The organism is Acidisoma sp. L85, from assembly GCF_009765865.1.
Classification (GTDB): Bacteria; Pseudomonadota; Alphaproteobacteria; order Acetobacterales; family Acetobacteraceae; genus Acidisoma.
On sequence record NZ_LMUQ01000037.1, the window covers coordinates 1 to 21,064 of the forward strand.

Below are 21,064 nucleotides of genomic sequence, written 5' to 3' on the forward strand. Positions count from 1 at the left end.
GCTCTCAGCCGCTGCCCCCTCCGCCAGCAGCAGGTCGTGATGCGGCAGTTCGACATGGTAGTAGGTGATCGCCGCCATGCTGGTGTCGCGGGTATCGATGCCACCATTGACGACGAGGTCGGTGCCACCGGAAGTGACCGTCAGCCCGGCATTTGTTCCCGCCGATGCGATTGCTGTGGCGCCAACAGTTAGTGTCGTTGTTGCCCCTGAGTTCGCGATAGTGTCCGTGTAAATACCACGCTCGAATTCGGCCGTTCCGCCACTCAAGATCGTCGTACTGGTAAAATTCTGAGTTACTAACAGATCAACGTTGATCAGGGTTCCGCCGCTACCAACTGTGGTGTCAAACGCCGTGGCGCCTGCCCCAAAAATGACACCATCGACCACCACCGACGACACGGTTCCCCTAAGTGAGATTTCGTTTTGGCCACTGGTAGAAGGATAAATCGTCCCACTTTCAATGGTCGCACCTGGTGCGACAGTCACGTCAACTGGGGCGCTGTCTCCGCTCGAGCCGACGGTGAACCCGTCAAGGGTTCCTCCGCTCAAGACGTGAACATTGGCGAGCATCGAGTCAGATGCCAGAATCGTGACGTCGCTAGCGAAACCGGCGAAGGACACTCCCTTAACAGCGGAGGTGATCAAGATATCGATCGCTGTCGCTCCGCTAGTGACGGAATACGTTGCCCCGCTCTCCACGGTGCTGCCGCTCTGCAATGCGCCGGAGGACAGGTTGATCACCCCGCCGGATGACAGGTCCAGCCCCAGCCCCGTGCCGCCCGCCAGCACCGCCTCGGTGCCGCCCGCACTTAACGTGACCGACAGCGCGGTACCACCCGAGGACACGGTAAGCTGCCCGCCTCCGCTCACGCTACCGCTGCTGTCCACCCCGCCGCTGCTCACCACTACCGTGCCGAGGTCGGTCACGCCGATATCTGACCCGCCGCCCAAAACCACGAGCGACCCACCGGGCAGCACTGTCATGTCGTTCACGGTCACGCCCGAGGACACGAACAGCGTTGCGCCGGAGGCTATCGTGCCGCCGCTTTCGATCGCTCCGGCCGCGAGCAGGAGTGTTCCGCCCAAGGATAGGGTCACGTTGAGCGACGTGCCGCCCGACGCGACCGTCTCGATCCCGCCGCTGGAGATGGTCCCACTTGTGTCTGTCCCGCTAAACGAGACAATCTCCACACCGCCACCGCTGACAAGCGTCGCTGTTGCTGTCCCTCCGGCGAGAACAGTGTATGTGACGCCGCTCGTGAGGATCAGGCCGCTGCTGACGATGCCGCTGCTGACGACGCTGTTTGTCATAAGAGTCACCTGAAATTGGTGTTGAGTGGGCGGTTTCGAAATAGGGACGGCCAATTTCAAACAGCCATAGTGGCGGCCTCTTGCCATTTCGTTACGATGCCGCTTCAATACGAGATGAGGAACTTCCCCCGACAAGGCTCGGTCACGAAATTTCACCGGCCGCGTCGATCGTTCGCGCCTTGGTCACCACCCAGATTGTTTCTTATCCGATGCGACAAAGTTCCGAGGAAGCCGCCGCGGCCTGTTACCTTCGGTCGAAACGAGCCGTCGAGAGCCAGCGCCGTGCGCCGCCGGAGGTTTGCGATTATGCGAAGCGTACCGCATCTACCGCCCGCTATGTGGAGCTGCTGACGTCGCGAGAGCCGGGCCGAAAAGCCTGACTAGGGTTTGAGTGCCACCAGGCGGCGATATCGGTCGCGCCCCGCTTCGAGATGCTCACGTGTGCAACGCCGCGCGACATCCCTGTCGCCCTTCTTGACGGCGGCGTAGATTTGATGGTGCTCGTTCTGAACCTGGCCGATGTAAGCTCGGCGCTCCGTGGCAGTCTCCAGCCCCAACCGGATGGTCTGCCGAGGGATGATGACCGGGCCGAGAAAATGCATGAACCGCTCGAAATAGGGGTTCCCGGTCGCCGCCGAAATCGCGCAATGGAAAGCGAGATCCTCCTTTACCGCGGTCTCATCTCTGGCAATCGCACCGTCGATCATCTCGAGGCAATGGCTGATCGCCAGAAGATCCGCCTTGGTCCGCCGTTCCGCCGCGATGCCGGCGGCCTCGACCTCGACCGCGAGGCGAAGTTGCAGAACATTCTCGACCTCGACGAGGGATCGCAGTTCGTCCGAGATGATGCGAAACGGGCGGCCGGTCGCGTTGCTGGCGACAAAAACACCCGCGCCTTGCCGGCTGACGATCAGCCCCTCCGCGCGGAGCGACGCCATTGCCTCGCGCACCACTGTGCGGCTGACCTGGAAATGCGCGATCAGCTCTTGCTCGGTCGGCAGACGTTCACCCGCGCCCAGCTTTCCGCTGCGAATGTCCCGGCCAAGCCGCTCGGCGAGCTGGGCCGTGCGGCTTAGTGTTGGGGCGAGCGGCTCAAGGCGATCCGGCATGGTGCAATCGGCCTATCACGTGGCTTCGGCTGGCTCGTCGAGCCCGACGGGCGCCGCCGGGTCAATCAGCCGCTCGGATTTAAGCTCTAGCCAAAACTGCGGCGGGATCGGCTCCTGCGAGAAGGCAAGATTTGCCTCGACCTCCGCGATTGAACGCGCTCCGGGAATGATGGCAGCGACCGAAGGATGGTGCAGCGGAAATTGCAACGCCGCCGCTTGGAGCGAGACGCCATGGCGCGCGCAGACCGCTTGTATTCCGCGCACGCGCTCCAGAACCTGCTGCTTCGCCGGCCGGTAGTCATAGGTCGCGCCAGTAACCGCGCCCGTCGCCAGAATGCCGGAATTATACGGACCGCCGATGACGAGGCTGATCGAATGCTGCTCGCAAAGCGGCAGAAGGCGAGCCATCGAATCCTGATCCAGCAAGGTGTAGCGACCGGCGACGAGAAAGTAATCGAAATCCCCCGCCGTCGCGAAGTCACACAGCATTTGCCACTGGTTTATGCCAACGCCGATCGCCTTGATGACGCCCTGGCTGCGCAGCTCAGCCAAGGTCGGAAACGCATGGTCCATCGCCGCCCTGAAATGGCTGCGGCTGAACGGATCGACGCCAGCGCCGACATCGACCGCCTCATCGGGATCATGGATCGCCAACATGTCGATATAGGGCGTGTTAAGTCGCTTCAGGCTGGCCTCGACGCCGCGCAACACCGCATCACGCGAATAGTCGAAATCGGCGCGCACCGGAGGGGGCTTGTCCCAAAGTCCCGGCTTCAGCTCTGAAGGATCGATCGGCACAAGAGAATATCCAACCTTGGATGAGATCACGATATCCTCGCGCGGCAGTTTCGCGACGCCTTGACCAAGCCGCGTCTCGCTGAGGCCGAAGCCGTAAACAGGAGCCGTGTCGAAATAGCGGATGCCCGCCTCCGCCGCCGCGTGAACCGTAGCAATCGCTGCCTCGGTCTCCATCGCCTTGTACATATTGCCGAGCGGTGTTCCACCCATGCCAAGCTCGGTGACCGAGAGGCTCGTCCTGCCGATCTGGCGCTTGCTGATTGCTTTTGACATTCCCGTATCTCCCTGGCGACGCGCCGGCTTCGGTAACCCGGCGCCGAAAGACGTTGACACAAAATTCGTCATATTACAATGTAACCAGAGGACAGGCGACGGCCGAAGCCCTAGCGGCATGCGGCCGATGAGGCTGAAGTCCCACGAAAAGAAAATGGCGAGGGAGGTTGCAGGTGGCGGACGATATCAAAGCATCGGCGATAACGACGGAGGCCGTCAGCGCGATTGGCAGGCGCGGCGCCTTCTCCGTGGCGGCAAAACTGGGTCTGGGAACCGCGGCATTGGCCAGCGGCATCGGCGCGGCATTTCCGGCGCTTGCGCAATCGAGCGCGGGCCTGCCTAAAAAGCCCTATAAGTTCGTCTTTGTCTGTCACGTCACGCTGGATCAGTTCTTCACGCCTGCTGTGTATGGCATCCAGGACGCCTGCGCCGCCTTCGGCTGCCACTACCAGTGGACAGGCTCTCAAAAGAATGTCGTCTCCGAGATGGTCAACGCCATGGAGACCGCTATCGCTGAAAAGGCCGATGGAATTGCCGTCTGCCTTGTCGATCCGACGGCTTTCGATGCATCGACGGCCAAAGCCGCTGCCGCAGGCATTCCGGTAATCGCCTTCAATGCAGACGTGCCGGTTGGCAGCCCCAACAAGCGTTTGGCCTATATCGGACAGCCGCTGTATCAGGCTGGCTACAATATCGCGCTGAAGTGGCTGAAAATGGTGCCGAAGGGCAGCCACGTCATGCTGTCCATCGGCATGCCGGGTTCGTTGAATGAGCAGCCGCGGCTCGATGGTTATATCCAGGCCATCAAGGACCACGGAGACGGCATTACCTATGACGTCGTGAATACCGGCGTTGACGCGGCGACAGAGATTTCCCGGATCGGAAGTTATGTTCTCAGTCACAAGAATGTCGCTGGTATATTCACCACGGGTGGATCCGACACCTATGCCGCTGGCTTCGTGTCGCAACAATATGGTTTGGCGAAAAAAGGTGTGATCGTCGCGGGCTTCGATCTGTTTCCGCAGACGCTGGGCTATATCAAAAGCGGCGACATGACGTTCACGACGGATCAGCAGGCCTATCTCCAGGGCTTCCTCCCAGTCCAGCAGATGTACATGTACAAACTGTCGAATGGCCTCGTGGGTCCCGCTGACACCAATACGAGCGAAGCCTATGTTACGAAAGACAATGTCGATCACTATCTGACCAAAAGCCGGTTCGAGGGAAGCGTTCGAGCCGAACCAGTCTGAGATTGTCTCGCGAAACCCGGCATGCCGAGGTGGCTGCCGGGAGCGCGATCCACGGTCCCCAGTGGGAAACGAAGAAAGCCTAGATGGTCCTCGCTACGAAACCTCACCCACCGGCTACGATCGGGGCGACAACGCGCCGGGTCGGCGTTAAAACCCCCGACTCGATTTACGAGAAGGTGCTGGTCATCCTGTCCCGCTATCGGGAGGCCAGCATCGCTGTCGTTGCGATCATTCTCGTCATCTACTTCCAGTTCGGCAGCAATGGCGAGTTCCTCACTTCTCAATTCCTGAGCGTCGTCCTCCGCGACACGGGCCGCCTTGGCCTCATAGCTGTGGCGGAGGTCATGCTCATGATCACGGGGGAAATCGATCTTTCCGTCAGCAGCACTTTCTCGCTTGCACCTTATATCATGGTGTTGCTGTCGATCGATCTCGGCGTTCCTCTGGCTATCGGTGCGCTGATCGGGGTTGTGCTTGGCGTGCTGGTCGGTGTGCTCAATGGAATCATCACCGTCCGGTTCCGCGTGCCGTCCCTGATCACCACGGTCGGCACGCTCTTTCTGCTTCAAGGCATCGTCGTCTGGATTGACGATAGTCAGCCGATCGTGGCGCCGGTGGAGGAGCCCTTTAATGCGATCTTCGGGCAGAGTCTGTATGGCCCTTCGGATTCGCTTTTCTCGTGGCATGCGATCACGGCGTTTACGCCGTTCCTCTGGACCGTGCTCGCGGTCGCCGCACTCGCACTGGTTTTGAGCAGGACAACCTTCGGACTCCATACGATCGCGACGGGCAGCAACATTGTCGGAGCGCGGGAGATCGGTGTGCGCACCGACCGGATCAAAGTCTACAACTTCATGATCGCCGGAGGATTCGCGGCTTTTGCCGGCATCATCAACACCGCACAGTTTTCGTCGGCTGACCCACAGGCCGGCAGTCCCTTTCTCACCCTGCAAGCCATAGCAGCCGCGGTCATTGGCGGAACCTCGCTGCTTGGCGGTTCCGGCACGGCAATCGGTTCGCTCATCGGAGCGTTTGTGGTCGCCACGCTCAACAATGGGCTTGTCATGGTCGGCGCTCAGGCAACCGTCTCCGACATCTACCTCGGCATCGCGATCCTTCTGGCGATGATACTGAACGTGCAGGTGAACCGCCTTCGCGCGAGGAGGCGGATATGAGCCCGGCAGTTATTCCGCCGCTGGCGCCCGATGCCCCGGTCATCCTGGAAATGTCCCACATCAGCAAAGGCTTCGGTGCGGTCACGGCACTTGTCGATGTGAGCATCAAGCTCCGCCAAGGAGAGGTTCTGGCTCTGGTCGGCGACAACGGCGCCGGTAAGTCAACGCTGATAAAAATCCTGTCCGGCTATCATCAGCCAGACACGGGGACGATTGTGTCCAAAGGCAAGCAGGTTCACTTCAACTCACCACGCGATGCGCGCGCTATCGGCATCGAGACCGTCTATCAGGACCTCGCGCTGATCGGCGATCTGAGCATCTATCACAACATGTTCATGGGCCGTGAATATCACAAGCGAGTTCTTGGGCTAAAACTGCTCGACAACAAGAAGATGCGCGATCTCGCTGAGGTTCATCTTAAGACGCTTGGAATCTCGATCCCCAGCGTCAATAGTACGGTCGATTTGCTTTCAGGCGGACAGCGTCAATGTGTTGCCGTAGCACGATCGATCTATGCTTCGCCCACCATACTCATCCTCGATGAGCCTCTAGCGGCGCTTGGTGTGAGGGAAAGTGCTCATGTTTTGGGTCTTATCCAAAGTCTTCGCCAGCAGCGCAACGTCTCGATCATTCTGATTGTTCACAACTACAACCAGATCTTCGAAGTATGCGATCGAATTAACTTTCTACATTCCGGCGAGATCGTTCTGGATGCGGCCACATCCGAGACAAGCGAGGAAGAGCTGATTCGCATCGTCAAGTCAGGCCTCGGACGAAACGCGGTTGCCGCCGAGTCTGCGGAAACTGAACCAGGCCAGGCATGACCTCGCGCCTCGCGTTGTGGCGTAGCCCCAGCCTTTGGTGGAATTTGGACCCGCGAGCCGAGATGCAGCGGACTGATATGGAGTGCTCGCCTTGACCGTGCCCCCCTCCGAACTGACCCGCCGGCTAGGTCAAGGTCTGCTGTCTTTCCCGGTCACCTTCTTTGACGAGGCGGGCGCTTTCAACGAGGCTGGCTACCGTGCCCACGTCGCCCGCCAGGGCGCCGCGGGAGCCGTCGGCCTGTTCGCAGCGGGAGGTACAGGCGAATTCTTCTCGCTCACCCTGAGCGAATACAAAAAAGTGGTTCGCGCGGCTGCCGAAGAGGTGCCGAAAGGTCTTCCACTCCTCGCCGGTGTCGGCTACGGCACCGAAATGGCGGTCGAATTCGCCCAGGCGGCCGAAGCCAATGGCGCCGATGGGCTGCTGGTTTTGCCGCCGTATCTAGTGAACTCAGAGCAGGAAGGTCTGTGCCAGCACCTGACCGCGATCTGCCGGTCGGTCGGGATTGGCGTGATCGCCTATAATCGCGACAATGCGGTTCTCCTGCCCGACACACTCGCGGCCGTTGCAGATGCTTGCCCCAATCTCATTGGCCTGAAGGATGGTTTGGGCAACGTCGAATTGCTCACGGCGCTCCGTTATCGCATGGACGGCCGTCTCATCTTCATCGGCGGCATGCCGACCGCCGAGGTGCATGCAAGCGCGACGCCTGGTATCGGTGTGACCACCTATTCCTCCGCGATCTACAATTTCGCACCCGACACCGCTTTAGCGTTCTTCAACGCCTGGCGCGGCGGGCGAAACGCGGAGATCGACGACCTGATGCGGCGGTTTTTTCTGCCTTATCTCGCCATTCGCAATCGTCGCGCGGGCTATGCGGTGTCGATCGTAAAGGCTGGCGCGCGAATTGCCGGCATTGATTGCGGCCCGGTTCGCTCGCCTCTTGTGGACTTAACAGGCGACGAGGAGGAGCAGTTGTCGTCGCTCATGACGGCTTGCCGGATGCCTGTCAGCGAGCAGGTGGTGAACTAGCCTCTGACGCGAAGGGACTCGATGGTGGCCTCTGGCGATCGGCCGGTGCTGCTGACCGGTGCATCTGGCACACTTGGCCGCCTGCTGGCCGCGCGTCTCGGTGCTTTCGGTTGGGTGCTACGGCTGACGGATATTGCGGAGTTTCCGGACCCGCTTCCGCCGAACTCCACTTTCGCGACGGCCGATCTGGAGGACCAAGCCGCGGTTCATGCTCTCGCTGAAAACTGCGGCCTTATTCTACATTTCGGCGGCGTCTCGACCGAGCAGCCTTTCGAGGCGATTCTCGGTCCGAACCTACGTGGCAGTTTTCATGTTTATGAGGCCGCCCGAAAGCAGCGGGCGCGCGTGGTTTTCGCATCGTCGAACCATGCGGTTGGACTGTACGAGCGTTCAGCGGTGCTGAACCATGACTGCAATTTACGGCCGGACGGCTTTTACGGGCTTTCGAAGGCCTATGGCGAAATGCTGGGGCGTCTATACTGGGAAAAGCACGCGGTAGAGACTATCATGATCCGGATTGGCTCCGTATTGCCGGAGGTCACAAACGAGAGAATCCTCTCGACGTGGCTGTCACCTAACGATTTCGTCTCCCTGATACAGCGCTGTGCGGAGGCGGAACGGGTCGGCTGCTCGGTCATCTGGGGCGCGTCGAACAACAGCCGCAGCTTTTGGGCAGGCGACGCGCGGGCAACGATCGGTTGGACCCCTCATGACAGTTCCGACAGCCATCTTGATCGCGCCCTCGGAAAAGTCACGGACGACCCAGTCGCGGAGCGCTATCAGGGAGGCGTGTTCGTAAGTGTCGACTACTCGCGCAGAGATTTCCCCCCTGGCGAAATGTTCGACGCCAAAATGCTATCCTGACTGCGCCTCAGCATCCCCTCATTCTCTCCGGGATGTTCCGTCGACAATGCTCAGGCAGTACGCTTCATCGCTTCAGCACTACCCTAGCCGAAAATAGCTCGCGGCAACGGGATCAGCCTCGACCGCTTGTCGCAGCGCCGCCTCGGCAGACGGTGTGGCCAACAGCACTTCGACACGGGTGAAGAATGGGACGGTGCCCAGGGCACGGGCGCGGAATAGCGCGCCGAGTGCCGCGCCTGCCGCGCTGCGCGGGAGGCAGCAGGCGCAGCCGGGGGCATGCGAGGGTAGCACTTCCTGAAAATAGGCAGCGGCCACCCCTGCCGCGACCTCGCCATCGCCCTCAACAAGGCTGGCAGCGTCGGGGGTGCCGGAGGGCACCGTGACGATCGAGATCGGGATTCGTGCATCGATGAGAGGCATGCATGTAGACATAAACATATCTTTATGTTATTTCAAGCGCCATGGAAGATCTTCTGCTCGCCTTACGCGCCGCGGCGGAGCCCACGCGGCTGCGGTTGCTCGCCCTCGCCAATACTGGAGCCTTCTGCGGCACTGAGATTGTGGCGATCCTCGGTCAGTCGCAGCCTCGTTTGTCGCGGCACCTGCGGCTGCTGACCGAGGCTGGGCTACTTCTGCGGATCCCCGACGGCGCCTTCATCTGGTTCGCCTTGCCCGATGCCGCGACACCACGCGGGCAGCTTGCCCGTGCCCTGGTCGAGCGGTTGCCGGGCGACGACGCTTTGCTCGCCGCCGACCGCCGGGCCGCTGCCGAGGTCTTGGCGGCACGCGCGCGGGCGGCATCGGAGAGTTTCCGCCGGCTCGGCGCCGATTGGGACGAGATGCATGCGCTCGGCCTACCCGCCGAGGAGGTCGAAAGCGCGATGGGCGCGATCATCGGCCAGGGACAGGTCGGCCGGCTCCTCGATATCGGCACCGGCACCGGTCGGGTTCTGGAATTGCTGGCGCCTCGGCTGACGGCCGGGATCGGCGTCGATATCAGCCCGCAGATGGTCGCCTTTACGCGCGGCAGGCTGGCGCAATCCGGCATCGGGCAGTGCAGCGTGCGGCAGGCGGATATGTATCACCTGCCCTTCCCCGACGGCGACCGGGAGACCGGCTTCGACTGCGTCGTGCTGCAAATGGTGCTGCACCACGCCGCGGAGCCGGAGGCGGTGTTGCGCGAGGCAGCGCGCGTGCTGCGCACCGGCATGAAGATGGTCGTGGTGGATCTCGCGGCGCATGGCCGGAAGGAGCTGACCGACCGGCTCGCGCATCGGCATAACGGTTTTCACGAAGAGCAGATGCGACGAATGCTCAATGGCGTTGGCCTGACGCTTGCGCGCACACAGGCTTTCGAAGGACCGCTTACCGTTCAGATCTGGTCGGGCAACCTCAATCGCGACGCCGACGCCGACCGCTCTTCCCACGCCGCCCAGGAAAGTGCCTCAGCATGACGAGCCGCCCGCATCTTCTCGACGCTTTGCGCGACCAGGTTCTGCTGTGCGATGGCGGCATGGGCAGCCGTGTCCAGGCGCTGACGCTGGATATCGAGAGCGACTTCTGGAATCGCGAGAATTGCACCGAGGTGCTGAACCTTTCGCGGCCGGACATGGTTCGCGAAATCCATCGCGGCTATTTCGAGGCCGGCGCCGATATGGTGGAGACCAACACCTTCGGCGGCAGTCCGATCACGCTCGCGGAATTCGACCTTGAGGATCGCACGCAGGAAATCAATCGCGTGGCCGGTGAATTGGCACGCGAGGCCGCCGATAGTTTCTCGGATGGGCGCCACCGTTATGTGGTGGGCAGCATCGGGCCGGGCACGAAACTGCCGTCGCTCGGCAATATCGATTACGATAGTCTGGAGGCAGCGCTGGCTGCGCAGAGTCGCGGGCTGATCGCGGGTGGCGTGGATGCCATCCTCATCGAGACTTGCCAGGACACATTGCAGATCAAGGCGGCGGTTAACGGCGCCAAGATCGCACGTTCGGAAGCCGGTACTGATACGCCGATCTTCGTGCAGGTGACGGTAGAAACCACCGGCACTCTGCTGGTCGGCCCCGACATCGCGGCGGCGGCGACCGTCATCAATGCGCTGGATGTGCCGCTGATCGGGCTCAACTGCGCGACGGGTCCGCAGGAAATGGCGGAACATATTCGCTGGCTCTCGAATAACTGGCCCGGATTGATTTCGGTGCAGCCCAATGCCGGCCTGCCGGAATTGGTGGACGGGCACACGCATTATCCGCTCGGCGCTGATGCCATGGCGACCTGGATCGAGCGCTACGTCGCCGAGGACGGGCTCAACCTCATCGGCGGCTGCTGCGGCACCTCGACGCCGCATATCGCGGCGCTGGATGCGATGCTGCGTCGGCGCGCGGGAAGCACGCTGCGGCCGGCGCCGGTGCTGCGCAAGCCGGTTTGGGTTCCCTCTGTTGCCGGGCTGTACGGGCAGGTCAGCCTGCGCCAGGAGAACAGCTATTTCTCGATCGGCGAGCGTTGCAACGCGAATGGTTCGAAGAAGTGGCGCCAGTTGCAGGAAGCGCAGGATTGGGATGGTTGCGTCGGCATGGGGCGTGAGCAGATTGCCGAAGGGTCGAACGCGCTGGATATCTGCACCGCCTTTGTCGGACGCGACGAAGTCCGTGAGATGGACGAGGTTATCCGCCGCTTCACCGGCAGCGTGAACGCGCCGCTGGTGATCGACAGCACCGAGCGCATCGTGCTGGAAAGCGCGCTGAAGCTCCATGGCGGCAAGCCGATCCTCAATTCCATCAACTTCGAGGATGGCGAGGGTCCAGCGACGGATCGCATGGTGATGGCGAAGAAATTCGGCACCGCGGTGATCGCGCTGACGATCGATGAGCCGGGCATGGCCAAGACCGCCGAGGACAAGCTGCGCATCGCGCGCCGGCTGGTGGAATTCGCTTGCGACAAGCATGGGCTGCCACAGTCCGATCTCATGATCGATCCTCTGACCTTCACCATCGCCACGGGTAACGAGGACGACCGTAAGCTGGGGCAATGGACGCTGGAAGGCATTCGGCTGATCCGTGATGCTTTTCCCGATATCCAGATCATCCTCGGCCTGTCGAATATCAGCTTCGGCCTCAACCCGGCGGCACGTGCCGTGCTGAACTCGGTGTTTCTCGATCACGCGCTGAAGGCTGGGATGACAGGCGCTATCGTGCATGTCAGCAAAATCCGCCCGCTGCACCTGATCGCGCCGGAAGAAGTCCAGGTCTGCGAGGACCTGATCTTCGATCGCCGCGCGGAGGGCTATGATCCGCTGCAGAAGCTGCTCGAGATCTTCGCCGATCGCAAGCTTGCCGATACCGGCGCCAAGGTGCGATCCGCGACGGTGGAGGGGCGCCTCAAGGACCGTATCGTCGATGGCGACCGCAAGGGGCTGACCGATGATCTCGCCGAGGCGATGAAGACCAATGCGCCGCTCGACATCATCAATACGATCCTGCTCGACGGCATGAAGGTGGTGGGCGAGCTGTTCGGTGCCGGCAAGATGCAGTTGCCATTCGTGCTGCAAAGTGCCGAGACGATGAAGGCCGCCGTCGCCTACCTCGAGCCTTTCATGGAGAAGATCGAGGGGCAGGAGAAAGGTACCATCGTGCTCGCCACGGTGCGCGGCGATGTGCATGACATCGGCAAGAACCTGGTCGATATCATCCTCACGAATAACGGCTACCGCGTGGTCAATCTCGGCATCAAGGTGCCGCTCGCCGATATGATCGCGGCGGTGCGGGAGCATCGGGCGCATGCCATTGGGATGTCCGGGCTGCTGGTGAAATCCACCGTCGTCATGAGGGACAATCTGGAGGAGATGACGCGGCAGGGCATCGATGTGCCGATCCTGCTGGGCGGCGCGGCACTGACGCGCAACTTCGTCGAGGATGATTGCGTGCGGGCCTATGCTTCCGGCCGCGTCGCCTATGCGCGCGACGCCTTCGACGGGCTGAGCCTGATGGAGAAAGTCACCGGCAACGGTTTCGACGACTATATGGCGGCGGTGCAGGCGCGCCGGGTCGGCAAGTCCCGCAATACGACGCGGACTTTGGGGCAGGCGGATGCGAAGGCTTTCCAGCCGGTCGATGTGCTCGCGGTGCAGGCGCGGCGGCGCAGGCTGACCCAGGATCAACCGGTGATCGTGCCGCCCTTCTGGGGCGCTCGCACGGTCGAGGCGCCGCCGCGCGCGCTGGTCCCGTTTCTCAACGAACGCAGCCTGTATCAGTTCCAATGGGGTTTTCGGAAACAGGGCCGCAGCCTCGACGAATTCCTCGGCTGGGCGAAGCAGGAGCTGCGGCCGATCATGCGCCGCATGCTGACGCTGTGCGAGGAGCAGGACATCCTCAAGCCGCAGGCGATCTACGGCTATTGGAAAGCCGCTGGTCAGGGCAACGACCTCATCCTGTTCGCGCAAGACGGCGAAACCGAGCTTTGCCGTTTCGCCCTGCCGCGCCAGCCGCGCGAGGACGGCGACTGCATCGCCGACTTCTTCCGCGACGTCGATGACGCCGAACGCGACGTGATCGGCCTGCAGGTGGTGACGGTTGGACAGAAGCCCTCCGACCTGGCGCGCGTGTGGTTCGAGGAGAACCGTTACCAAGACTACCTCTATCTGCACGGGCTGTCGGTGGAGATGGCCGAGGCGATGGCGGAATACACGCATAAGCGCATCCGCGCCGAACTCGGTTTCGCGAGCGAGGATGATCGCGAGATGGAGAAGATGCTGGCCCAGGGCTACCGCGGCTCGCGCTATTCCTTCGGCTATCCCGCCTGCCCCCGGTTGGAGGATCAGGTGCCCATCATGAAGCTGCTGGACAGCGAACGCATCGGTGTCTCGCTGTCGGACGAGCACCAACTGCACCCGGAGCAATCGACGAGCGCGCTGGTGGTGCTGAATGCGCGGGCGAAATACTTCTCGGTTTAGCGGCAGCTAGAGCGTGATGATCTAATATCGAGCGCGACCAAAGAATCCGTCATGGCACGCGAAGGCGTGCGGGGCCCCCCCTGCCATCCGCGCCTTGCCGTCGTGGAGCAAGCAAGGCGTGGATGCTCGGCCTTCGCCGAGCATGACGTGGTGGAATGGGCATGGTTCTAGCCAAAGATATCACGACTGGATGTCGCTGCGCTTATCGAAATGCGTCGCCGTCGCCTTCCAGCAGGCTCGCCTCATAGTCTTGGCCGCCATAGAAGACCGCTATGATGGCAACACGCCCCGCATTCGGATGAAAGGCGATGACGACACGACGCCTGTAACTGGTCACGCGAAGTCCTGCCGGATGTCATCCCGTGCAATTCCACGCTGCGGGAAGTTCCGGAGGCCATCGCAATGCGCCGCGATAGCCTCCGTGTAGCGTGCGGCGACGTCGGGGGGATCGTGAGGCTGCGATGTGTCGGTAAAGCTCTACGATCTGCGTACGGGCTTCGGGTGTGAAGACGACCCGCACGTCGATCACCGCCGGGCGGTCGCCTTTGCGTGTTCAGCCGAAAGCGCGGCTCGCAACTCGTCCAACGTCACCGCTCGCTCAGGGTCTGCCATCAACGCGTCATAGGCCGGAGCTACGTGTCCGCGTAGCCAATCCTCGACGACGCGGTCTCGTGCAAGCAGAGTGCGTAAGCCGTCTCTGATGACTTCGCTCTCTGTCGCGTATTCACCTGCCGCGACCTTGGCACGGATCGCCTCGGCCATTTCGTTCGGAAGGGTAATGCTGAACTGCTGGGTAGACCGCACCAGGACAACCTCGACGTCGTTGGAGTAGGATTAAATCCTACTCCAACTTTCGCGCGGATCAAGCGAATACGATTTGGCCCCGTTCGTCACTTCCCGACGATGATGTCGCAGAGTGATTGCAATTTCAGAAACTAGGCGTCGCCACCTAATTCGCGACCCAGCCCTGGCTTTCGAAGTATTGGCCGAGGTTGGTGGCGACGCGCTTGCCCAAATCGTCGGCATCCTCGCCGAGGCTGCTATGGGCGCGGGAGACGGTGCCGGCGACAGCGCCCGTCACGGCAAGACCCACATGACCCGCTGCGGCGCTGGCCGCACCAACGCCAAGCCCCGGAGCGTGACCGCTATTGGCCGTAGCGTCATAGGTCTGCAGCAGCCGCTGGGATCCGTTCGGCAAGGTGCCGTATAGGGCGACGGTCGCGAAAATCTCGCTTTTGCCGGCGCCGAAGCCTATCACGGTGCGGCGGGTTTGGTTGCCGGCGCTGATCCTCACGATCTGGCCGCGGATCACGACATTGCCGGGCGGCGGAACGGTTCCCTGCGCCACGAGCTCGGTCTTCAGCCCCATCGCGTTGAACGCCTGTACCAGCGTGTCGGAGATGGCGGTCTGAACCTCGCGCGTCAGGTTATGTCGTGTGACGTTAGGATCCTCGCCCTTGAATTCGCGCTGGAGACGCGCGCGGACGCCGGAATCGAGCTTGAGGGTGGCGGGATCGACGACGAAGTCAGTCACATAGACCTTGTGCGGCGGCGGCAGTTTGCGCATTGCCATCGCCTGGGGCGGCACATAGGCGCTGGTGTTCTGCACATGAGTGGCACAGGCGCCCAGCCCAAACAGGCCAAGCGCAAGAAAAGCCACCGCGCGGCGAGGCGCGGGCACTGAAATTAAGCGCAACGACATTTTCCAATCCCAGGCCGAGAATCGGCGGATAAACCACGATCTTAGACGGGGATTCCCGAAACCTTCAAGCTCTTCCAGCGCGTGGCAAAGCCACGCGGTTAATGCCGCGTGCGCTTCCCGGCGACCGTGGGCGCCTTGAGCTGCGGCAGGTCTTCCTCCAGCACCGTGATCTGGATGGAATAGGAGGTCTCGCCTTCCTCGGTGTCCTTGTAGACCGTGCCGATGACCTCATCCTGCACCGCGATCTCGACCGCGAGTCCGGCCTTGGCGGGGGCGATGATGCGCACCCGGTCGGTGCCGAGCAGACGGCGAAGATAGGCTTGTACGCGGTCGATATCCGATCCGTTCATGGCCGGAACTCCTTGAGATAGCAGATGGGTCTTTGGAAAGCGGCTCAGTCCGTGAGGCGTTCGATCTGGGCGCCGACGGCGGAAAGCTTGCCCTCGACATCCTCGTAGCCACGGTCGAGGTGATAGACGCGACTCACCACCGTCTCCCCTTTCGCGGCAAGGCCGGCAAGGATGAGCGAGGATGAGGCGCGCAGGTCGGTCGCCATGACCTGGGCACCGGCGAGCGAGGGCACACCGCGCACGATGGCGGAGGAGCCATGGACGTTCACGCGCGCGCCCATGCGGGTCAGTTCCGAGACATGCATGAAACGGTTCTCGAATATCGACTCGGTGATCATCGAGGCGCCATCGGCCACCGCCACCATGGCCATGAACTGGGCCTGCATATCGGTCGGGAAGCCCGGATAGGGCTCGGTCATCACATCCGCGCCGTGCAGGCCGTTGAGACGACGGATGCGGACGCCGCGCTCGGTCTGTTCGATGGAGACGCCGGTCTCTTCCATGATGCGCGCGACGGCACCCAGATGGTCCAGCCGCGCGTCCCGCAGCAGCACGTCTCCACCGGTCATCGCGACGGCGCAGGCATAAGTGCCGGTCTCGATACGGTCGGGGATAATGGCATGGGTCGCGGCATGCAGCCGCTCGACGCCTTCGATCACCAACTCGCCTGTGCCGATGCCGGTGATCTGGGCGCCCATGGCGACGAGGCAGTGGCAGAGGTCGATGATCTCGGGTTCCCGCGCCGAATTGCGGAGGATGGTCTGGCCCTCGGCGAGACTGGCCGCCATCACCACGTTCTCGGTGGCGCCGACAGAGACGGTCGGGAAGATGATGGTGGCGCCGCGCAGGCGGCCATTGACGCGGGCGACGACATAGCCAGCGTCGAGCTCGATCTCGGCGCCCAGCTGCTCCAAGCCCTTCAGATGGATATCGACCGGGCGGGTGCCGATGCCGCAGCCGCCGGGCAGGGAAACGCGAGCCTCACCCAGCCGCGCCAGCAATGGGCCGAGCACGAGGAAGGACGCGCGCATCTTGCGTACGATGTCGTAGGGCGCCTCGGTATTGGTGATGGGGCCGCCGAGGGAGATCGTGCGGGCCGTCTCGTCCCACTCGGTCGCAATGCCGTGCTGGGAGAGGAGCGCGGCCATGGTCTCGATATCGGCGAGGCGCGGCACGCGGGTGAGCAGCAGCCGCTCCTCGGTCAGCAGACCGGCGGCCATGAGCGGCAGGGCGGCGTTTTTCGCGCCGCCGATAGGGATTTCGCCCGAGAGGGGGCGGCCGCCGATGATCCTGATGCGATCCATTGGCCCGCTCCCTACATGCGCGGCAGAGCGACGCCGCGCTGCCCCATGTATTTGCCCTTCTTATCGGCATAACTCACCTCCGGCGCGCCCTCGCCACGGAGAAAGAGGAACTGGCAGATCCCCTCCCCGGCATAGATGCGGGCGGGCAGCGGCGTGGTGTTGCTGATCTCGATCGTGACCTGGCCCTCCCATTCGGGCTCCAGCGGCGTCACGTTCACGATAATGCCGCAGCGGGCATAGGTGGATTTGCCGAGGCAGATGACGAGCACGTCGCGGGGGATGCGGAAATACTCGATCGTATGGGCCAGCGCGAAGCTATTGGGCGGGATGATGCAGACGTCCTGCTTGCGGTCGACGAAGCTGCTCGGGTCGAAGTGCTTGGGGTCGACGGTCACCGAATCGACATTGGTGAAAATCTTGAAGTCGTCGGCAACCCGGGCGTCGTAGCCATAGGAGGAGAGGCCATAGCTGATCACGCCGTCACGCTTCTGGGTCTCGACGAAGGGCTCGATCATGCGGTCTTCGATCGCCAGGCGGCGAATAACGTGATCGGGCAGAACGGACATCGGCGGCTCCGGCAGGGCGGGAATGACGCGCTCTAACCTAGCCGGAGGGTGGGGGCAAATGCGTAAAGCGCCTGGGGGTGCGGCGGGCACACCCATCCCCGGCCCCTCCCTTTGCAGGGGGGGTGAAGAGTCGTGGCGGCTCCCCTCCCTGGAAGGGAGGGGTTGGGGGGTGGGTTACGCGCCGCCCTGCCACACCAGTTTCGCGTTCGTCAGCTCCAGCGCGCCCAGAGCCCCCAGTTCCCGGCCGAAGCCGGAGCCCTTGGCGCCGCCGAATGGCGCGCGGGGGTCGGAGCGGGTGAAATCGTTGATGAAGATGGCGCCCGCCTCGATCCGGCCAGCGACGCGATGGGCGCGGGCCAGGTCGCGGCTCCAGACCGCGGCCCCCAACCCGAACTCGGTCGCGTTGGCGAGGCGGATCGCGTCTTCTTCAGTCTTGAACGGGAAAATCATCGCGACGGGGCCGAAGAACTCCTCCTGCGCGATGGCGGCATCGGGCGGCAGGCCGACGAGGACGGTCGGCGGGTAGAAATTGCCGGGCCCGGCCGGGATTTCTCCACCCGTCAGCACCCGGGCGCCAGCCTTCACCGCGTCCCGCACCTGGCGGTGAACATTGTCGCGCAGGTCCCCGCGCGCCAGCGGGCCGAGCTTGATGCCGTCTTTCGCCGGGTCGCCCATCGGCAAAGCGGCGGCCTGCTCGACGAAAGCCTTAGTGAAGGCCTCGACCAGCGACTCGGCGACGAGAAAGCGCTTCGCGGCGATGCAGCTTTGCGCGTTGTTGGAATAACGCGAAACCACGCCGAGCTTCACGGCCTGGGCGAGATCGGCATCCTCCAGCACGATGAAGGGGTCCGAGCCGCCAAGTTCCAGCACCACCTTCTTGCCATGCCGCCCGGCCTCCGCCGCAACCGCGCGGCCGGCGGCGACACTGCCGGTGACGGTCACGGCGCGGATCCGCGGATCCGCGATCACCGCCGCCGACTTGTCGCGCTCGATCGCGAGGTTGACGTAGAGGCCTTCCGGACCGCCGGCGTCACGCACCAAAGTCTCTAGCGCCTCCGCCGAGCCCTGTACGGTCTCGGCATGTTTGACGATGACGGTGTTGCCGACCAGCGCCGCCGGGATGAAGAAGCGCAGCACCTGCCAGAAGGGCAGGTTCCAGGGCATCACGCCAAAGATCGGCCCGACCGATTCGTGAATGATATGAGCGGGCGTGCCAGGAATGGCCTGTGGCGCGAGATAGCCCTCGCCGGCTTCCGCGAAATGACGGGCGCCCGAGGCGGCTTTCTTGACCTCGCCGATGGCTTCAGGCAGCGGCTTGCCCATCTCGGACGTGATGAGGCGGCCATAGGTCTCGGCACGCGCCTCCAGCAAATCCGCGAGGCGGAGGAGGAAGGCGATGCGCTCAGGCAGGGGCGTGCGGGACCAGCGCTGCCAGCCGTCCCAGACCAGTTGCAGCCGCTTGTCGGTCTCGGCGGCGTCATGCTCGGGATAGGTGCCGAGCAGCTCGCCCGTCGCCGGATTGCGTGATTCGAAACTCATGGCAATTCCTCCTCGGCGTCTGGTGCGCCGCTATCAGCAAACGGTGTTGAAGCGCTCGATGCAGGTGGCGATGACCTCCTCGCCGGGACGCTTCCACCAATCCTCGGCCGAGAAGATCTCGACCTCCTGCGGGCCGTGGAAACCGGCAGCCTCTATCTCGGCGCGGATCGCCTTCAGGTCGATCACGCCGTCGCCCATCATACCACGGTCGAGCAGCAGATCCCGCGTCGGCACAAGCCAGTCGCAGATATGATGCGCCAGGATGCGGCCATCCCGCCCGGCGCGGGCGATCTGGGCGTAGAGGCGCGGGTCCCACCACACATGATAGACGTCGATCGCCACGCCCACGCCGTCACCCAGCATGTCGCAGAGGTCGAGCGCTTGCTCCAACGTGTTCACGCAGGCGCGGTCGGCGGCATACATCGGATGCAGCGGCTCGATGGCGATGGGCATTCCCTGGGCCTGGGCATAGGGCAGTAGCGCGGCCAAGCCATCCACCACCATGGCGCGCGTCGCGGGCAAGTCGCGCGAGCCGGCGGGCAGGCCGCCGACGACGAGGACGAGGCACTCGGCGTCGAGTGCGACCGCCTCATCCACCGCGCGCCTGTTGTCTTCGATGGCGTCGGCGAGTCCCTCGGGTGTCGCGGCGGGGAACATGCCGCCTCGGCAAAGGCCGGTCACGGTCAGACCATTCTCCCGCACGATGCGCGCGGCCTCCGCTAAGCCAACCGCATGGACCTGATCCCGCCAAGGCGCGATGGCTGTGATGCCCTGGGCGAGGCAGGCATCGACGGCTTGCGGCAGATTGTATTGCTGGCGCAGCGTGGCGAGGTTGATCGAGAGACCGGCGCGCTTCACGTGACGCCGCCAATCGCGAGCACGCGCTTCATGCGCGCCGCCGCGCGATCGGGATCGTGCAAGACACCGGCCTGATCGGCGAGGCGGAAGAGTTCGGCGAGATGGACGAGCGACCGCGTGCTCTGCTGGCCGCCGAGCATGTGGAAGTGGTCCTGCAACCCGTTGAGATAGGCGAGGAAGACCACGCCGGTTTTGTAGAAGCGAGTCGGCGCCTTGAAGATATGGCGGGAGAGCGGCACGGTCGGCGCCAGGATGGCGTGGAAACCGGCCTCGTCGTTCTCAGCCAGGCGGGCAAGCGCCGCCGAGGCGGCGGGGGCGATGGCATCGAAAATGCCGAGCAGCGCATGCGAATAGCCCTCGTCGTCGCCCGCTATGAGTTCAGCATAGTTGAAGTCGTCGCCTGTATACATGCGGATATCGGCCGCGAGGCGGCGGCGCATGAGGATTTCCTTCTCGGCGGAGAGAAGCGAGATCTTCACGCCATCGACCTTGTCGGCATGGCTGTTGATGATGTCGACGCAGACATCCATCGCCGCCATGTGGTCGTGAGAGCCCCAGTAACCGGCAAGCGCCGGGTCGAACATTTCGCCGAGCCAGTGAATCACCACGGGCTCCCTCACCTGCGACAGGATGCGGTCATAGACGCGGACGTAATCGTCCGGGCCGCGGGCGGCGACCGTCAGCGCACGGCTTGCCATGAGGATGATGCGGCCGCCGAGCGCTTCGATGGCCTCGATCTGCGTCTCATAGGCCCTGATCACGTCGTCAATCGTGGTGGCAGCGCTGGCTGCGAGATGGTCGGTGCCCGCGCCGCAGGCGATGAGGGCGCCCGGGCGCGTTTTCGCGGCGGCCAAAGCATGGCGGATGAGGTCGAGCGCGCCTTGCCAGTTTAGGCCCATGCCGCGCTGCGCGGTGTCCATGGCTTCGGCAACGCCGAGGCCGAGATCCCAGAGATAGGAGCGGAAAGCGATCGTCCGCTCCCAATCGATCGCCTGGTCGAGCCAGGGATCATTATCGGCCAGCGGATCGACGACGATATGCGCCGCCGCGAAGGCCACTCGGTTGAAACGCGGCGCGGCGCCCGGCTTCGGCAAAGCGAGCGGCGTGCCGGTCAGCGTATAGGAGCCGAGACCGCCACCGGATTGCGGCAGGATGAGGCTTGTCAT

General features: G+C 63.1%; 19 protein-coding genes and 1 pseudogene. 7 read left to right on the plus strand and 13 right to left on the minus strand.

Translation table 11 applies throughout. From position 1 onward, the window contains the following. The 3 genes and pseudogenes from GSQ83_RS09185 to GSQ83_RS09195 form a co-directional block, all read right to left on the minus strand. Positions 1-1,311: pseudogene (locus tag GSQ83_RS09185) on the minus strand (hypothetical protein); the annotation flags it as partial. Positions 1,312-1,691: 380 nt separating this feature from the next. Continuing rightward, a complete protein-coding gene (locus GSQ83_RS09190; RefSeq protein WP_158802591.1) occupies positions 1,692-2,420 on the minus strand; it encodes a FadR/GntR family transcriptional regulator in 729 nt (242 codons plus the stop codon). A 15-nt stretch (positions 2,421-2,435) separates the two neighbouring features. Continuing rightward, positions 2,436-3,491 carry an aldo/keto reductase gene (locus tag GSQ83_RS09195; RefSeq protein WP_158802592.1) on the minus strand — a complete coding sequence of 352 codons (1,056 nt, stop codon included), beginning with the start codon at positions 3,489-3,491 and terminating at the stop codon, positions 2,436-2,438. A 173-nt stretch (positions 3,492-3,664) separates the two neighbouring features. Between GSQ83_RS09195 and GSQ83_RS09200 the strand changes: the two genes are divergently transcribed. The 5 genes from GSQ83_RS09200 to GSQ83_RS09220 all read left to right on the plus strand — a co-directional run bounded on the left by GSQ83_RS09200 (position 3,665) and on the right by GSQ83_RS09220 (position 8,634). Continuing rightward, on the plus strand, positions 3,665-4,741 hold the full coding sequence (locus GSQ83_RS09200) for a sugar ABC transporter substrate-binding protein (RefSeq protein ID WP_158802593.1): 1,077 nt from the start codon (positions 3,665-3,667) through the stop codon (positions 4,739-4,741). A gap of 83 nt (positions 4,742-4,824) precedes the next feature. Continuing rightward, positions 4,825-5,916 carry an ABC transporter permease gene (locus tag GSQ83_RS09205; RefSeq protein WP_158802594.1) on the plus strand — a complete coding sequence of 364 codons (1,092 nt, stop codon included), beginning with the start codon at positions 4,825-4,827 and terminating at the stop codon, positions 5,914-5,916. Continuing rightward, entirely contained in the window at positions 5,913-6,740 is an 828-nt protein-coding gene (locus tag GSQ83_RS09210) for an ATP-binding cassette domain-containing protein (RefSeq protein ID WP_158802595.1), read from the plus strand. Before GSQ83_RS09205 ends, GSQ83_RS09210 begins: the two co-directional genes overlap by 4 nt. A 97-nt stretch (positions 6,741-6,837) precedes the next feature. Beyond that, complete coding sequence (gene kdgD / locus GSQ83_RS09215) at positions 6,838-7,770, plus strand: 5-dehydro-4-deoxyglucarate dehydratase (protein ID WP_158802762.1); 933 nt, start codon at positions 6,838-6,840, stop codon at positions 7,768-7,770. A 21-nt stretch (positions 7,771-7,791) separates the two neighbouring features. Further along, entirely contained in the window at positions 7,792-8,634 is an 843-nt protein-coding gene (locus tag GSQ83_RS09220; protein WP_158802596.1) for an NAD(P)-dependent oxidoreductase, read from the plus strand. Between the two features lie 78 nt (positions 8,635-8,712). Here the strand turns inward: GSQ83_RS09220 and GSQ83_RS09225 are convergent, their stop codons facing one another. After that, complete coding sequence (locus GSQ83_RS09225) at positions 8,713-9,066, minus strand: hypothetical protein (RefSeq protein WP_158802597.1); 354 nt, start codon at positions 9,064-9,066, stop codon at positions 8,713-8,715. Between the two features lie 29 nt (positions 9,067-9,095). Between GSQ83_RS09225 and GSQ83_RS09230 the strand changes: the two genes are divergently transcribed. Continuing rightward, positions 9,096-10,088 carry a metalloregulator ArsR/SmtB family transcription factor gene (locus GSQ83_RS09230; protein WP_158802598.1) on the plus strand — a complete coding sequence of 331 codons (993 nt, stop codon included), beginning with the start codon at positions 9,096-9,098 and terminating at the stop codon, positions 10,086-10,088. Next, positions 10,085-13,579, plus strand: a complete 3,495-nt coding sequence (gene metH, locus GSQ83_RS09235) for a methionine synthase (protein ID WP_158802599.1) — start codon at positions 10,085-10,087, stop codon at positions 13,577-13,579. Before GSQ83_RS09230 ends, metH begins: the two co-directional genes overlap by 4 nt. Before the next feature lie 202 nt (positions 13,580-13,781). Here the strand turns inward: metH and GSQ83_RS30870 are convergent, their stop codons facing one another. The 9 genes from GSQ83_RS30870 to GSQ83_RS09280 all read right to left on the minus strand — a co-directional run bounded on the left by GSQ83_RS30870 (position 13,782) and on the right by GSQ83_RS09280 (position 21,064). Beyond that, entirely contained in the window at positions 13,782-13,916 is a 135-nt protein-coding gene (locus GSQ83_RS30870) for a hypothetical protein (protein ID WP_256367108.1), read from the minus strand. A 188-nt stretch (positions 13,917-14,104) separates the two neighbouring features. After that, positions 14,105-14,383 carry a type II toxin-antitoxin system ParD family antitoxin gene (locus tag GSQ83_RS09245; RefSeq protein WP_158802600.1) on the minus strand — a complete coding sequence of 93 codons (279 nt, stop codon included), beginning with the start codon at positions 14,381-14,383 and terminating at the stop codon, positions 14,105-14,107. 145 nt (positions 14,384-14,528) lie between these two features. Then, complete coding sequence (locus GSQ83_RS09250; RefSeq protein WP_158802601.1) at positions 14,529-15,281, minus strand: DUF4410 domain-containing protein; 753 nt, start codon at positions 15,279-15,281, stop codon at positions 14,529-14,531. Positions 15,282-15,379: 98 nt separating this feature from the next. After that, on the minus strand, positions 15,380-15,631 hold the full coding sequence (locus GSQ83_RS09255) for a DUF3126 family protein (protein WP_158802602.1): 252 nt from the start codon (positions 15,629-15,631) through the stop codon (positions 15,380-15,382). Between the two features lie 44 nt (positions 15,632-15,675). Next, complete coding sequence (gene murA / locus GSQ83_RS09260; protein WP_158802603.1) at positions 15,676-16,935, minus strand: UDP-N-acetylglucosamine 1-carboxyvinyltransferase; 1,260 nt, start codon at positions 16,933-16,935, stop codon at positions 15,676-15,678. Between the two features lie 11 nt (positions 16,936-16,946). Next, entirely contained in the window at positions 16,947-17,501 is a 555-nt protein-coding gene (gene dcd, locus GSQ83_RS09265; RefSeq protein WP_158802604.1) for a dCTP deaminase, read from the minus strand. 174 nt (positions 17,502-17,675) lie between these two features. Next, a complete protein-coding gene (locus tag GSQ83_RS09270; RefSeq protein ID WP_158802605.1) occupies positions 17,676-19,040 on the minus strand; it encodes an NAD-dependent succinate-semialdehyde dehydrogenase in 1,365 nt (454 codons plus the stop codon). Positions 19,041-19,073: 33 nt separating this feature from the next. Continuing rightward, positions 19,074-19,898, minus strand: a complete 825-nt coding sequence (locus tag GSQ83_RS09275) for a sugar phosphate isomerase/epimerase (protein ID WP_158802606.1) — start codon at positions 19,896-19,898, stop codon at positions 19,074-19,076. Next, positions 19,895-21,064, minus strand: a complete 1,170-nt coding sequence (locus GSQ83_RS09280) for a dihydrodipicolinate synthase family protein (RefSeq protein ID WP_158802607.1) — start codon at positions 21,062-21,064, stop codon at positions 19,895-19,897. Before GSQ83_RS09280 ends, GSQ83_RS09275 begins: the two co-directional genes overlap by 4 nt.

Coding starts and splice junctions, on each gene's coding strand:
- GSQ83_RS09190 (WP_158802591.1), bottom strand. CDS start 2,420: ATGCCGGATCGCCTTGAGCCGCTCGCCCCAACACTAAGCCGCACGGCC.
- GSQ83_RS09195 (WP_158802592.1), bottom strand. CDS start 3,491: ATGTCAAAAGCAATCAGCAAGCGCCAGATCGGCAGGACGAGCCTCTCG.
- GSQ83_RS09205 (WP_158802594.1), top strand. CDS start 4,825: ATGGTCCTCGCTACGAAACCTCACCCACCGGCTACGATCGGGGCGACA.
- GSQ83_RS09210 (WP_158802595.1), top strand. CDS start 5,913: ATGAGCCCGGCAGTTATTCCGCCGCTGGCGCCCGATGCCCCGGTCATC.
- GSQ83_RS09220 (WP_158802596.1), top strand. CDS start 7,792: ATGGTGGCCTCTGGCGATCGGCCGGTGCTGCTGACCGGTGCATCTGGC.
- GSQ83_RS09225 (WP_158802597.1), bottom strand. CDS start 9,066: ATGTCTACATGCATGCCTCTCATCGATGCACGAATCCCGATCTCGATC.
- GSQ83_RS09230 (WP_158802598.1), top strand. CDS start 9,096: ATGGAAGATCTTCTGCTCGCCTTACGCGCCGCGGCGGAGCCCACGCGG.
- metH (WP_158802599.1), top strand. CDS start 10,085: ATGACGAGCCGCCCGCATCTTCTCGACGCTTTGCGCGACCAGGTTCTG.
- GSQ83_RS09250 (WP_158802601.1), bottom strand. CDS start 15,281: ATGTCGTTGCGCTTAATTTCAGTGCCCGCGCCTCGCCGCGCGGTGGCT.
- GSQ83_RS09255 (WP_158802602.1), bottom strand. CDS start 15,631: ATGAACGGATCGGATATCGACCGCGTACAAGCCTATCTTCGCCGTCTG.
- murA (WP_158802603.1), bottom strand. CDS start 16,935: ATGGATCGCATCAGGATCATCGGCGGCCGCCCCCTCTCGGGCGAAATC.
- dcd (WP_158802604.1), bottom strand. CDS start 17,501: ATGTCCGTTCTGCCCGATCACGTTATTCGCCGCCTGGCGATCGAAGAC.
- GSQ83_RS09270 (WP_158802605.1), bottom strand. CDS start 19,040: ATGAGTTTCGAATCACGCAATCCGGCGACGGGCGAGCTGCTCGGCACC.
- GSQ83_RS09280 (WP_158802607.1), bottom strand. CDS start 21,064: ATGACAAGCCTCATCCTGCCGCAATCCGGTGGCGGTCTCGGCTCCTAT.